12 protein-coding genes are annotated in these 12,508 nt (G+C 59.1%); 3 read left to right on the top strand and 9 right to left on the bottom strand.

Annotated elements, in window-relative coordinates; genetic code table 11:
- The first annotated feature begins 17 nt into the window (after positions 1 to 17).
- Positions 18 to 761: a uroporphyrinogen-III C-methyltransferase gene (cobA, locus tag C5F70_RS02110; RefSeq protein WP_104902643.1), complete on the top strand. Its 744-nt coding sequence runs from the start codon at positions 18 to 20 to the stop codon at positions 759 to 761.
- 59 nt (positions 762 to 820) lie between these two features.
- On the opposite strand, the gene C5F70_RS02105 is transcribed toward cobA, so the two are convergent.
- The 8 genes from C5F70_RS02105 to ppsA form a co-directional block, all read right to left on the bottom strand.
- The gene (locus tag C5F70_RS02105; RefSeq protein ID WP_017845211.1) at positions 821 to 1,804 is read right to left on the bottom strand and encodes an OmpA family protein; all 984 of its coding nucleotides are present in this window, start codon (positions 1,802 to 1,804) and stop codon (positions 821 to 823) included.
- Between the two features lie 107 nt (positions 1,805 to 1,911).
- Complete coding sequence (gene sigX, locus C5F70_RS02100) at positions 1,912 to 2,502, bottom strand: RNA polymerase sigma factor SigX (protein ID WP_017845210.1); 591 nt, start codon at positions 2,500 to 2,502, stop codon at positions 1,912 to 1,914.
- An 87-nt stretch (positions 2,503 to 2,589) separates the two neighbouring features.
- Positions 2,590 to 3,414: a mechanosensitive ion channel domain-containing protein gene (locus C5F70_RS02095; protein WP_017845209.1), complete on the bottom strand. Its 825-nt coding sequence runs from the start codon at positions 3,412 to 3,414 to the stop codon at positions 2,590 to 2,592.
- A gap of 2 nt (positions 3,415 to 3,416) precedes the next feature.
- Positions 3,417 to 3,662 (bottom strand): hypothetical protein, encoded by a 246-nt coding sequence (locus C5F70_RS02090; RefSeq protein ID WP_005790375.1) that lies wholly within the window; start codon positions 3,660 to 3,662, stop codon positions 3,417 to 3,419.
- 86 nt (positions 3,663 to 3,748) lie between these two features.
- Positions 3,749 to 4,744, bottom strand: a complete 996-nt coding sequence (locus tag C5F70_RS02085; protein ID WP_017845208.1) for a zinc transporter ZntB — start codon at positions 4,742 to 4,744, stop codon at positions 3,749 to 3,751.
- A gap of 25 nt (positions 4,745 to 4,769) precedes the next feature.
- Positions 4,770 to 5,261 (bottom strand): ribonuclease E activity regulator RraA, encoded by a 492-nt coding sequence (gene rraA / locus C5F70_RS02080; RefSeq protein WP_017845207.1) that lies wholly within the window; start codon positions 5,259 to 5,261, stop codon positions 4,770 to 4,772.
- Positions 5,262 to 5,449: 188 nt separating this feature from the next.
- Positions 5,450 to 6,439: an alpha/beta fold hydrolase gene (locus C5F70_RS02075; RefSeq protein WP_046382424.1), complete on the bottom strand. Its 990-nt coding sequence runs from the start codon at positions 6,437 to 6,439 to the stop codon at positions 5,450 to 5,452.
- Positions 6,440 to 6,544: 105 nt separating this feature from the next.
- Positions 6,545 to 8,920 (bottom strand): phosphoenolpyruvate synthase, encoded by a 2,376-nt coding sequence (gene ppsA, locus C5F70_RS02070; protein WP_026139809.1) that lies wholly within the window; start codon positions 8,918 to 8,920, stop codon positions 6,545 to 6,547.
- A gap of 178 nt (positions 8,921 to 9,098) precedes the next feature.
- Here ppsA and C5F70_RS02065 point away from each other — a divergent pair, with 178 nt between their 5' ends.
- Positions 9,099 to 9,917 (top strand): pyruvate, water dikinase regulatory protein, encoded by an 819-nt coding sequence (locus C5F70_RS02065; protein ID WP_017845204.1) that lies wholly within the window; start codon positions 9,099 to 9,101, stop codon positions 9,915 to 9,917.
- A gap of 110 nt (positions 9,918 to 10,027) precedes the next feature.
- Here C5F70_RS02065 and C5F70_RS02060 read toward each other — a convergent pair whose 3' ends face one another.
- Entirely contained in the window at positions 10,028 to 11,452 is a 1,425-nt protein-coding gene (locus C5F70_RS02060) for a PLP-dependent aminotransferase family protein (RefSeq protein ID WP_104902642.1), read from the bottom strand.
- A gap of 160 nt (positions 11,453 to 11,612) precedes the next feature.
- Here C5F70_RS02060 and C5F70_RS02055 point away from each other — a divergent pair, with 160 nt between their 5' ends.
- Positions 11,613 to 12,506 carry a DMT family transporter gene (locus tag C5F70_RS02055; RefSeq protein ID WP_162231523.1) on the top strand — a complete coding sequence of 298 codons (894 nt, stop codon included), beginning with the start codon at positions 11,613 to 11,615 and terminating at the stop codon, positions 12,504 to 12,506.
- The last annotated feature ends 2 nt before the right edge of the window (positions 12,507 to 12,508 follow it).

Here is a 12,508-nt window from a genome sequence, read left to right as displayed (position 1 = left end):
TAGACGAGGGAAAACACATGAACGCAAAAGTCTGGCTGGTGGGCGCGGGCCCTGGCGACCCGGAGCTGTTGACCCTCAAGGCGGTTCGGGCGATGAACTGCGCCGATGTAGTGCTGATCGATGATCTGGTCAACCCGCAGGTACTGGAACACTGCGCGGCAGCGCGGGTGATCACCGTCGGTAAACGTGGGGGCTGCCGCTCAACGCCGCAGGACTTCATCCACCGCCTGATGTTGCGCTACGCCCGCCAGGGCAAGTGCGTGGTACGGCTCAAGGGCGGCGACCCGTGCATTTTCGGGCGCGGTGGCGAAGAGGCGATGTGGCTGCGCGAACGCGGCGTCGAAGTCGAGTTGGTCAACGGGATCACAGCCGGGCTGGCGGGCGCGACGAACTGCGCGATTCCACTGACCTTGCGTGGTGTCAGCCGCGGCGTGACGCTGGTCACAGCGCACACCCAGGACGACAGCAGCCTTAATTGGCGCGCGCTGGCGGAAGGCGGGACGACGCTGGTGATCTATATGGGAGTGGCGAAGCTGGAAGAGCTTCGTCAGCAGTTGCTGGAAGGCGGGATGGCCGCGGATATGCCCGTGGCGATGATCGAAAATGCCTCATTGCCGCAGCAGCGGGAGTGCCGTAGCCATTTGTCGCAGATGCACGAGGATGCGCAGGCGTTCGCCCTGAAGAGCCCGGCGATCCTGGTGATCGGCAGTGTCGCCGCCACCTCGCAAGCAGCGAGCGTCGCAGCGGCAGCCAGCGCCTGAGGCAAACTCCAGGCGAAAAAAACCCGGCCGAAGCCGGGTTTTTTTCTACTACTCAGTAATTACTGAGCAGCTTGAGCTTCAACAGCAGCTTCTACGCGACGGTTGATAGCGCGACCAGCTTCAGTTGCGTTGTCAGCAACTGGGCGGGATTCGCCGTAACCTACCGAGGTGATGCGGCTAGGTGCTACGCCGTCTTTAACCAGAACTTGCTTAACAGCGTCAGCACGACGCTGGGACAGCTTCTGGTTGTAGGCGTCTGGTCCCACGGAGTCAGTGTGACCAGCCACTTCTACGTGGGTAGCTGGGTACTGAGCCATGAAGTCAGCCAGGTTTTTCACGTCGCTGTAGCTGTTAGGCTTAACAACCGACTTGTCGAAGTCGAACTTAACGTCCAGCTCAACACGAACAACCTGAGCAACCGGAGCTTCTGGCTCTGCAACTGGCTCTGGAGCTGGTGCTGGGGTAGGAGCTGGAGCAACTGCGCCAGCGTTACCGCCGAAGTTCACACCCAGGCCGACCAGTGCGGAGTAATCCCACTTGCCGTTGTCCAGTGCGTAGTCAGCTTCAACACCGGCACGAGCGTACAGGTTGTTGGTGAAGTAGTACTTCACGCCAGTACCAGCGATGAGCTGGGTAGTTTGGTCGCGACCGCTGTGGCCATCAGCACGAACGTTGCCACGGCTCTGGTGACCGACACCGCCTTCTACGTATGGACGCAGGGAGTCGACGCCAGCTTGACCGAAGTGATACTGGGCCACGAGGCTGCTGGTATCGCCTTTGATCTTCTGGCTACCGGTACCGTCGTTCGAACGGGTGTGGTTGGTCTTGTCGTAGGACAAGTTCAACGACAGGTCGTCGGTCAGGAAATAACCAATGCGAGCGCCTGGGTTGAAGCCGTCTTCGATATGTTTGACGCTATCGTTGTACTGCTTCTTGTAGAACAGCTCGCCTTCAACTGCGCCTTGGCCTTGTGCCAGAACGCCGAAAGAAGTAGCGGCAATAAGAGAACCAATGGCCAAGCCCAAGGTGTTTTTCAGTTTCATCCGTTAAATCCCCATCTGGTGATTGTAAAGCAGTCCCACAAACCGGGGGACAACTCGGCGACAAGTCTAACAGAACTTGCCTACACGTAAGAGATATTTGCCACGCACTAAGTTTCAGTCTCGCCCGCAAATTTCTCACGTAATTTATCAAGAGCACGTTTGTAACGCATTTTTGTAGCACTCAAACCCATATGCATGATGTCAGCGATTTCCTGAAATTCCAGCTCTGCGACAAAACGTAGCACCAGAATTTCGCGGTCAATCGGGTTCACATGCACCAACCAGCGATCAAGTCCGCCCTTCTCCTCGGGTGCCGGCGTCTTTTCTTCAGACGCCTCCTCAAGGGGGTCCAGACTCAAGGCGTCCATCAAGCGACGCTTTCGCCGTTCCTTACGATACTGCGTGATGCACTCGTTGTACGTGATGCTGTAGAGCCATGTCTTGAACTTCGATTTGCCCTCGAAGTTCTTCAGGCCATACAACACCTTGAGCATCACTTCCTGACAGACATCATCCGCATCTCTATCGTTCCCTAAATACCTTGAACAAACGTTGAACAGAGTGCGTTGATATCTGCGCATCAATTCTTCGTACGCGCGTGTTACGTGAAACAGCTCCGTGTGTGCGCGCGCGACCAACTCCTCATCAGAGAGCTCACGGGGGTCATAGCGCGTGGACAGCGTTTGGGCTTTATTCAAAACAAGTCGTGCCGACAGTCAGGTCAATGTCCGCCACAGCCCGGTCACCCGGGTTCGCGGCGGCGTACATTAGCAGGGTTTGCCGGGTTAGCGGCTACTGACCTGCTGCTCCAGGAGAATCCGATTGGACAGCGACACCAGGTCGCCGTCATCGGTCAGCACAGTTGTCTTGACCGTACCGATCTCCTCGATTTGCCCCTCGACCTCGCCCACACGCACGTGCTGCCCTACCTGATACAACTCACGCACATAGATTCCCGCCAGAATCTGACCGGCAATTTCCCGACTTCCCAGACCCATGGCCAGCGCAACGGCCAGACCAACGGTAATCAAAACAATCACAATCACGTGGTTGAGCAGGTCAGTCTTGACCTCCAACTGGCTGATCGCGACGGAAATACTGATGATGATCACCAGCCCCTGAGCGATTCGCCCCAGGCCTGCTGCGTAGTCCAGCCCGACGCCTTCAGCGGCCCCGCGTACCAGCCCGTTGGCCAATTGCGCAAGCAGAACGCCGACGAGAAGCACCAGCGCGCCGCCGAATACTTTCGGTAGATACAGTGCCAGCATGTCCAGCGTAGCTGAAACTCGCTCAAGGCCAAGGGATTGAGCCGCAGAAACCAGAAAAATCAACAAAACGAACCAGTAAACGATCTTGCCGATCAAGGTCGAGATCGGCACCTGCAGCCCGGCGCGGCCAAGCAGCTTGGTCAGGCCGGTGCCTGCCATCAAGCGGTCCAGACCGAGTTTGGCGAGCAGCTTGGACAGCAGGGTGTCGAGCAGCTTGGCCACGACAAAACCCAGCAATACCAGGACCAGCGCCCCAAACAGGTTGGGAATGAAATTCGCCACCTTGGTCCACAATGCGGTCATCGCGGTGACCAGGCTCTGGGTCCAGAGATCAAGTTCCATATTCAATCAGCCTTATCAGCAGTGCGAGCAAGAGGTTTACGACGGGAAACCGGCGAGACGTGGGCCGAACCATTGTTCAGGGCCATCATCAACGCCGGCAGCCAACGACCGAGCAGACCGAACAGATCCCCCGCCCCGACCTGACGGTTGGCGGTTTTCAACACGCGGCCCAGGCAGGCATCGTCATCCCGGTTGGATGGCGAAGCATTGAGCATGTCACGCAAAGACTGTTCGAACGGATCGTGCATAAAGACCTCTCGCAAGTGTTTTAAAAGACGAGGGTTAAATTCCTGAGGTCACATCGGCCCCTTCCTACGTTCAGGTCATATTCAGCTCAAACCCAGCGCAATCGTCGAAATAGCCACCATTGTCCGAGCGCCACCGAGACCATCAACAGGCAGGCAATCACAAATCCATAAGGACTGGCGGAGAACGGTATGCCCCCCACATTGATACCTAACAAGCCGGTCAGAAAACTCATCGGCAGGAAGATCCCGGTGATGATCCCGAAGCGGTACATTGTACGGTTCATGCGTACGCTCAAGCGCCGATCTTCGGCCTCCAGCACAAGCCCCACGCGCTCCCGGGTCAATTCGAGTTCTTCCAGGTAGCGGGTCAGGCTGTTGTTCAATTCGTTCCAATAGTCGGCATCGTCATCACAGAACCACGACAATTTGATCCGCGTCAGTTGGGCAAAGATATCCCGCTGCGGCGCCAGGAATCGCTTGAGCCCGGCCGCTCGCCGACGGATCTGCAAAATGCTGCCATGCTCCGGGGTATACCGTTCGTCGGTATCGAGTTTTTCTTCCTCTACGTCGACGATTTCAGACAGGTCGGACACCAGGTCCTGGACTTTGTGCGTCAGGTACTGCGCCATATACAGGATGAGTTCAGACGCGGTTTTTGGCCCCTTGCCATCCGCCAACTGCACCAGCAACTCATCGGTGGCGCGCAACGGGCGCAAGCGCAGGGAAATCACCCGGCTGGCAGCGGCGAAGATACGCACCGAAACCATGTCTTCCGGCTCAGCGCCAGGGTTGAGGTTGACCCCGCGCAGGAACAGCAGGAGTTCCGCGTCCGGCAACGGCAACAGGCGCGGGCGGGTGTTCTCCTCCAGCAGCAGGTCACAGGCGAACTCACTCAAGCCACTGGCCTTGCGCAGCCAGGTCTGGGTTTGCGGGTGGCTGCGATCCCAATGCAGCCACAGGCTTTCCTGGGGCTGCAGTTGCAATTGGTCAAGCTCAGTTCGGGCAATCGAACGCGCACCGCCTTTACCATCCAGCACCAGGGCATGCACCAGGCCCCACTGCGCGTTTTCTTCCTCGAACATCCTCACCCCTGTCGGTTATTGCGGTTTATTCGGGCATTTTCAGCGGGCTGGGCGACACGATCACGCCATTATTGTCGGCGTAGATGTATTCACCCGGACGGAATGTCACACCGGCAAAGGTCACTGCCACGTTCAAATCGCCAATGCCGCGCTTGTCAGTCTTCATCGGGTGGCTGGCCAACGCCTGCACGCCGAGGTCGGTCTGGGCGACGACGTCGACATCCCGGATGCAACCGTAGATCACCAGCCCTTCCCAACCGTTTTTCGCGGCTTTCTCGGCGATCATGTCGCCCAGCAGCGCGCGACGCAGGGAGCCACCACCGTCGACCACCAGCACCTTGCCGGCGCCTGGCTGGTCGGCCTGCTCCTTGACCAGGGAGTTATCTTCGAAGCATTTGATGGTGACGATCTCGCCGCCAAAGGAATCGCGGCCGCCGAAGTTGCTGAACATCGGCTCGGCCACCTGCACCAGTTCCGGGTAGGCGTCGCAAAGATCGGGAGTGACGTAGTGGTTCATTGAAAATTTCCTTTCTGTCAAAGACGTGTCTTTCGAAAGAGGCGCCGGCCGAAGCAGCAGCAAAACATCCCATCCGTTTCGCCGTTACGCAATAGCCACTGCGCGACTGAATATGACCAGAAGCATTTAACGCGTCATATCTTAGCCGCAACCAAAGACGAGCGAAACGCCCTTGGCAGAGCGCTGCGTCAAACTACGACCAATGCATCAGCCTGAGCACCCAACAATGGTGTCAGCGGATCTTTCAGCCATTGCGCCACCAACGGCCAGACCTCGGCCTGGGCCGCTTTGCTGACCAACATCTCCACATGCCCGAAATCCCCGGTAAAACCTTGTTGGCGCCCCAGGCGCAGGTATTGCCGCGGCGCCGAGCCGACTTGTTCGTACAGCTTGCGGCAGGCCCAGTCCGGGTCCTGCTGGTCGCCGGCGGCACTGACGACCAGCAGCGGCACGTCGACTTCCGCCAGGCCTTTCCACCAATCACGGCCGGCCTCGCCAAACCGGCCGAAGAGGCCATGCCAGCGCATGCTCTCGATCATCACGCCCACCGGCTCGTCCTCGGGGCCGCGCTTGAGCCGCGGGCCGGACAACTGGCCAAAGCGCTTCAGGAGCAAGCGAGCGCCCCACTCCAGCGGTGGAATTTTCAACGGCCAGTAGGTGCGACTGACCTGGCTGCCGAACAGCGCCACTGAAGCCACCGCCGGCGCACCGAGGTACTGGCCACCCAAGGCCGCCGCCAGGGTGGTGCCGCCAAGGGAATGCCCGATCCAGTGGGGAATCTGCGCGCTCTGTTCGCGCACGAACGCACCGATGGCCGGCAAATCGTAGCGGGCGTAGTCCGCGACCCGATTGCGGGTGTAGTCCTGGTTGCGCTTGGACAGGCCGTGGCCGCGCATTTCCGGTATCCACACATCGAACCCCTGGCGTGCCAGGTAGGCGCCCAGGCCGACACCTTTGGGCGAGTACCAGAAGCGCCGGTTGGAAAAGCTGCCATGTAACAAAATCACAGGGATGCCGCGGTTTTGCGCGACATCGGCCAGGCCCAGACGCGTCACGGCCAGCTCGACGGTGCCGTCGGGGCTGTTGCCGGGTTTGAGCCGGTACACATCTTCACTCAGGTCGCCACGACGTTCAGCGCTGATCAGGGCGACGGGAAACAGGTTGCTGCTGCTTTGCATAATGCTCTTGCACAAAAAAGGGCGGCGTCCGGAAGGAGTTCCGCCCTGTACAGATAAGAATGCCGGCCAACCTGACGATTGACCGGCACTTTTGACGCGTCGACCTTAGGCGGACGCTTGGCCTTCCGCCAGGAAGAACCAGGTTTCCAGCACCGAATCGGGGTTCAGCGAGACGCTTTCGATGCCCTGCTCCATCAGCCATTTGGCCAGGTCAGGGTGATCGGAAGGGCCTTGGCCGCAAATGCCGATGTACTTGCCGGCCTTGTTACAGGCCTGAATGGCGTTGGCCAGCAGCTTCTTGACCGCAGGGTTACGCTCATCGAACAAGTGCGCGATGATCCCCGAGTCGCGGTCCAGGCCCAGGGTCAGCTGGGTCAGGTCGTTGGAGCCGATGGAGAAACCGTCGAAGAACTCCAGGAACTCTTCGGCCAGAATGGCGTTGGATGGCAGCTCGCACATCATGATCACGCGCAGGCCGTTTTCACCACGGGACAAGCCGTTTTCGGCCAACAGGTCCACCACCTGGCTCGCTTCGCCCAGGGTACGGACGAACGGCACCATGATCTCGACGTTGGTCAGGCCCATCTCGTTGCGCACGCGCTTGAGGGCGCGGCACTCGAGTTCGAAGCAATCACGGAACGCTTCGCTGATGTAACGCGAGGCGCCACGGAAGCCCAGCATCGGGTTTTCTTCTTCCGGCTCGTAAAGCTTGCCGCCGATCAGGTTGGCGTATTCGTTGGACTTGAAGTCCGACAGACGCACGATGACCTTTTTCGGGTAGAACGCCGCGGCCAGGGTGCTGATGCCTTCCACCAGCTTCTCGACATAGAAGCCCACCGGGTCGTTGTAGCCGGCGATGCGCTTGTCGACGCTGTCCTTGATTTCCGGCGGCAGGCCGTCGTAGTTCAACAGGGCCTTGGGGTGGACGCCGATCATGCGGTTGATGATGAATTCCAGGCGAGCCAGGCCCACACCAGCGTTCGGCAGTTGCGCGAAGTCGAAGGCACGGTCCGGGTTGCCGACGTTCATCATGATCTTGAACGGCAGGTCAGGCATCGCATCGATGGAGTTTTGCTTGATGTCGAAGCCCAACTCGCCTTCGAAGATAAAGCCGGTATCGCCTTCGGCGCAGGATACGGTCACACCCTGGCCATCCTTGAGCAGTTGGGTGGCGTTGCCGCAACCGACTACCGCAGGAATCCCCAGTTCACGGGCGATGATCGCCGCGTGGCAGGTGCGCCCGCCACGGTTGGTGACGATGGCGCTGGCGCGCTTCATCACGGGTTCCCAGTCCGGGTCGGTCATGTCGGAGACCAGCACGTCACCGGGCTGGACCTTGTCCATCTCGGACACGTCCTTGATGATCCGCACCTTGCCGGCGCCGATGCGCTGACCGATGGCGCGGCCTTCCACCAGCACAGTGCCGGTTTCCTTGAGCAGGTAGCGTTCCATGACGTTGGCCGAAGTGCGGCTCTTCACGGTTTCCGGACGCGCCTGCACGATGTACAGCTTGCCGTCGTCGCCGTCTTTGGCCCACTCGATGTCCATCGGGCACTGGTAGTGCTTCTCGATGATCATCGCCTGTTTCGCCAGCTCGCTGACTTCAGCGTCGGTCAGGCAGAAGCGCGCGCGCTCGGCCTTATCCACGTCGACGGTTTTCACCGAGCGACCGGCCTTGGCCTCGTCGCCGTAGATCATCTTGATGGCCTTGCTGCCCAGGTTACGGCGCAGGATGGCCGGGCGACCCGCTGCGAGGGTGCCCTTGTGTACGTAGAATTCATCCGGGTTTACCGCGCCTTGTACGACGGTTTCGCCGAGGCCGTAGGCACCGGTGATGAACACTACGTCACGAAAGCCCGATTCGGTATCCAGGGTGAACATCACACCGGCGGTGCCGGTTTCCGAACGCACCATGCGCTGCACGCCGGCAGACAGGGCCACCAGCTTGTGGTCGAAACCTTGGTGTACGCGGTAGGAAATGGCGCGATCATTGAACAACGAAGCGAACACTTCCTTGGCTGCGCGGATCACGTTTTCCACGCCGCGGATGTTGAGGAAGGTCTCCTGCTGGCCCGCGAAAGAGGCGTCGGGCAAGTCTTCGGCGGTGGCCGAGGAGCGCACGGCGACAGCCATGTCCGGGTTGCCGGCCGACAGCGTGGCGAACGCCGTGCGGATTTCTTCGTTGAGTTTCTCGGGGAACTCAGCTTCCATGATCCACTGACGGATCTGGGCGCCGGTCTTGGCCAGGGCGTTGACGTCATCGACGTCCAGAGCGTCCAGCGCGGCGTGGATCTGGGCGTTGAGGCCGCTCAGTTCGAGAAAATCACGGTAAGCCTGGGCGGTGGTGGCAAAACCACCTGGCACCGAGACGCCAGCGCCTGCAAGATTACTGATCATCTCGCCGAGGGATGCGTTCTTGCCCCCTACGTGCTCCACATCATGGACGCCGAGCTTATCGAGGGAAACTACGTACTCTACCAAGGTGATCTCTCCACTTTCTGTATTGGAAAAGCTCAGGACGCCGGCTGCTCAGTAGGAGCATTCGCCAGCGCTTGTGGCCTGGACCTGGAAAATAAGTGAGAATGCGGCCCACAGAGGGACGGCAAAATCGCGCCTATCATATCCAAGATTCGCCATCAGCTTAAGGCCCAGGGCTCAAATGAAACGATCTGCTTTCTTTATTTCCGACGGCACCGGCATCACAGCCGAAACACTGGGCCAAAGCCTGCTCGCGCAGTTCGAAAACGTTACTTTCGCCAAATTCACGCGGCCGTATATCGACAACGCGGATAAAGCGCGGGCCATGGTACAACAAATCAATCTGGCGGCAGAAAAAGACGGCTTTCGTCCGATCATTTTCGACACCATCGTCAATCAAGACATTCGTGAGATCCTTGCTACGTCCAATGGTTTCATGATCGACATTTTCTCGAGCTTCCTGGCGCCGCTGGAACAAGAGTTGAGTGAACATTCCTCCTATTCCGTCGGAAAGTCCCATTCCATTGGGCATAACTCCAACTACATGGAGCGTATCGAGGCGGTGAACTTCGCCCTCGACAACGACGACGGAGCCCGCACCCACTACTACGACAAGGCCGACATCATCCTGGTGGGCGTGTCGCGCTGCGGCAAGACCCCGACTTGTCTGTACATGGCCATGCAATTCGGCATCCGCGCGGCCAACTACCCGCTGACCGAAGACGACATGGAACACCTGACGCTGCCGACCGCCCTGCGCACGCATTCGCACAAGCTGTTCGGGCTGACCATAGACCCGGACCGCCTGACGGCCATCCGCAACGAGCGCAAGCCCAACAGCCGCTACTCCAGCTATGCCCAGTGCGAATTCGAAGTGCGCGAAGTGGAAAACCTGTTCCGTCGAGAGAACATTGCGCACATCAATTCCACGCATTTCTCGGTGGAAGAGATCTCGGCGAAAATTCTGGTGGAGAAAGGCGTCGAACGCCGCTTTAAATAATCTGCTTATCTGAACCGACGCCATCGCGAGCAAGCCCGCGCCCACAGGAAAATGCATTCCAAAGGTGGGAGCGGGCTTGCTCACGATGAACGATAATTCGGTGAACGCGCCTAAAGGTGGAAGCGCCCACCGCCCTGCCCCAACGCAGTGGCCAGCGCATCAAACCCCGCCCGCAACAACTGATCATCTCCCGACGTATTGCAGATACTCGCCCGGATAAACTGCGGCACTGCGGTCTGCCCCACGGCAAACGCCTCGGCGGTGGCGATCAGGTAATTATTCTGCTTGAGTTCGGCCTCGATTTCCGACGCTCGCCAAGGCTCCGGGACTTCAATCCAGAAGTGCGGGCTATTGAGGTGCGTGCGGTATTCCAGGCCGGCCAACAGGCCCTGCACCAACGCCTTGCGCCGGCTGATCTCGTTGATCTGCTGGCGCAGCAGGTATTCCGCCGTGCCGTTCTCGATCCACTGGGTCGCCAGTTCCAGGGTCACTGGCGTGGCCATCCAGCAAGTCGAACGCAGCGCCGCCGAAATACGGCTGACCAATGCCGGCGGCGCATGCACATAGCCGACACGCAGCCCCGCCGACACGGCCTTGCTCAAGCTGCTGATCAAAATCGTACGCTCGGGCGCGAAATAGCTCAGGGGCGGCGGTCGGTCTTCCACCAGCACACCGTGGGCTTCATCCTCAAGAATCAGCAGGTTGTGCTCACGACAGACTTTGACCAGCGCCTCGCGGCGTGCGACCGATAACACTGCAGTGGTCGGGTTCTGGATGGTGGGCGTGCAGTACAACGCCGAAACCCGGTGATTGCGACAGACTTCATCGAGTGCCCCGGGAAGCACACCTTCTTCATCCATCTCCAGGCCGATCAGGCGCACACCGAGCATGCGCGCGGCGGTGATCAGCCCTGGATACGTCAGTTGCTCGGTGACCACCGTGTCGCCGGCGCGCAGCAGCGCCATCATCGCGCAGAGCAACCCGTGCTGGCCGCCGTTGACGCAAATGACCTGCTCGGGGATGGGATGAAAATCGCGCTGCACCAGCCACTGCGCGCCCGCTTCGCGGTAACGCGGCAGGCCGGCGTCCGGCGTGTAGGCACTGATGTCCTGGAGAAACTTGGCGTTGGTCGACAGGGTCTGGAAACTCTTCGCCAGGAACACCGTCTCCTGCCCCGGAATATGCATGTTGCGGCTCATGTCGAAGTATTGGCGCGGCTCCTCACTGAAGTTGCGGAAACCTTCATCCCGTTGGCGCTCCATCCCACGCTTGCGCACGAACGTGCCGTCACCTACCCGTGCCACCACCAACCCCAGGCGTTCCAGCTCGCCGTAGGCCCGGCTGATGGTGCCGATGGTCACCCCCAGATTGTCGGAAAGTACCCGATGGGGCGGCAGTTTCCGTCCCGGTTCAATCAAGCCCTCGAGGATGCCCCGTTCCATAACATCGGACAGGCGCTTGTACTTGACGCCCTGCCCATTGGACAACCCCTCACGCATAATTGACACCATGTCAATATTTGTTTTGACAGCCATCTTTAGCCCTAATAGTGTGCTTTTACGGGTTCAATCGCCGAAAAAAATAACTCATTACAAGTTCAATATAGAGTTCAATTCCGGCTCAGGGAAGCAATAAACGATGCCAATGTCCGCCGTTCTCGAAAACGCTGCAAAAACCAAAACTCAAAAACAGTGGTTGGCCGGCCTGGTGACCAGTGTGATGTTTCTCATCGTTTGCCTGAGTTGGGGTACCACTTGGCTCGGCATCAAAATCGCCGTGGAGAGCGTGCCGCCGCTGACCTCCGCCGGCTTGCGCTTCCTGATCGCGTTCCCGCTGTTCCTGTGTTTTGCCATGGTGCGCCGCGAGCCGATCCTGTTCCCCCGGGAAAGCCGTTGGTTCTTCGTGTTCGTGACCCTGTCCTACTTCAGCGTGCCCTATTACCTGCTCAACTACGGCGAAATGCATGTTTCGTCCGGCCTCACCGCGCTGCTGTTCAGTTGCATGCCGGTGTTCATCCTGATTTTCTCCGCGCTGTTCCTGCGCGAGCGCATCTACTTTTCCCAGGTGGTCGGCATCGGTATCGGCTTCGGCAGCCTTTACATGATCATCAGGAGCCAGGGCCTGCACCTGGACCATGCCGAGTTCTTCGGGGTACTGGCGATTCTGAGCGCCGCGATCATGCATGCCTTGTGCTACGTCATTACCAAGCAAAAAGGCAGCGCGATCAGCGTGATCACTTACAACACACTGCCCATCGGGATCGCCGGGCTGATGCTGTTCGTAGCCGGCCTGTGGTTTGAAACACCGACTTTCGAAGCCATCACCCTGCGTTCGTGGGGCGCCCTGTTCTACCTGGGCCTGGTCGCATCGGTGGGCGGGTTCATCGTGTATTTCATGCTGCTCAAGCGCCTGAGCCCGATCATCCTCTCGTTCGTGTTCATCATCTTCCCGGTGTTCGCGGTGATCATCGGCGCCTGGTACGAAGGCGTGGCGATTTCCCGCGACCTCATGCTGTATTCGGCCATTCTGCTGGCCGGTTTTGCGATCACCAAGTTGCCCATCGAAAAACTCATGGCCAAGAAAAATTGAGC

This window comes from Pseudomonas sp. LH1G9, from assembly GCF_002949975.1.
Classification (GTDB): Bacteria; Pseudomonadota; Gammaproteobacteria; order Pseudomonadales; family Pseudomonadaceae; genus Aquipseudomonas; species Aquipseudomonas veronii.
Note: the sequence above shows the minus strand (reverse complement) of the source record. Positions and strands in the feature narration are given on the sequence as shown.

Coding starts and splice junctions, on each gene's coding strand:
- C5F70_RS02090 (WP_005790375.1), bottom strand. CDS start 3,662: ATGCACGATCCGTTCGAACAGTCTTTGCGTGACATGCTCAATGCTTCG.
- C5F70_RS02065 (WP_017845204.1), top strand. CDS start 9,099: ATGAAACGATCTGCTTTCTTTATTTCCGACGGCACCGGCATCACAGCC.
- C5F70_RS02060 (WP_104902642.1), bottom strand. CDS start 11,452: ATGGCTGTCAAAACAAATATTGACATGGTGTCAATTATGCGTGAGGGG.
- C5F70_RS02095 (WP_017845209.1), bottom strand. CDS start 3,414: ATGGAACTTGATCTCTGGACCCAGAGCCTGGTCACCGCGATGACCGCA.
- C5F70_RS02105 (WP_017845211.1), bottom strand. CDS start 1,804: ATGAAACTGAAAAACACCTTGGGCTTGGCCATTGGTTCTCTTATTGCC.
- C5F70_RS02075 (WP_046382424.1), bottom strand. CDS start 6,439: ATGCAAAGCAGCAGCAACCTGTTTCCCGTCGCCCTGATCAGCGCTGAA.
- cobA (WP_104902643.1), top strand. CDS start 18: ATGAACGCAAAAGTCTGGCTGGTGGGCGCGGGCCCTGGCGACCCGGAG.
- rraA (WP_017845207.1), bottom strand. CDS start 5,261: ATGAACCACTACGTCACTCCCGATCTTTGCGACGCCTACCCGGAACTG.
- C5F70_RS02085 (WP_017845208.1), bottom strand. CDS start 4,744: ATGTTCGAGGAAGAAAACGCGCAGTGGGGCCTGGTGCATGCCCTGGTG.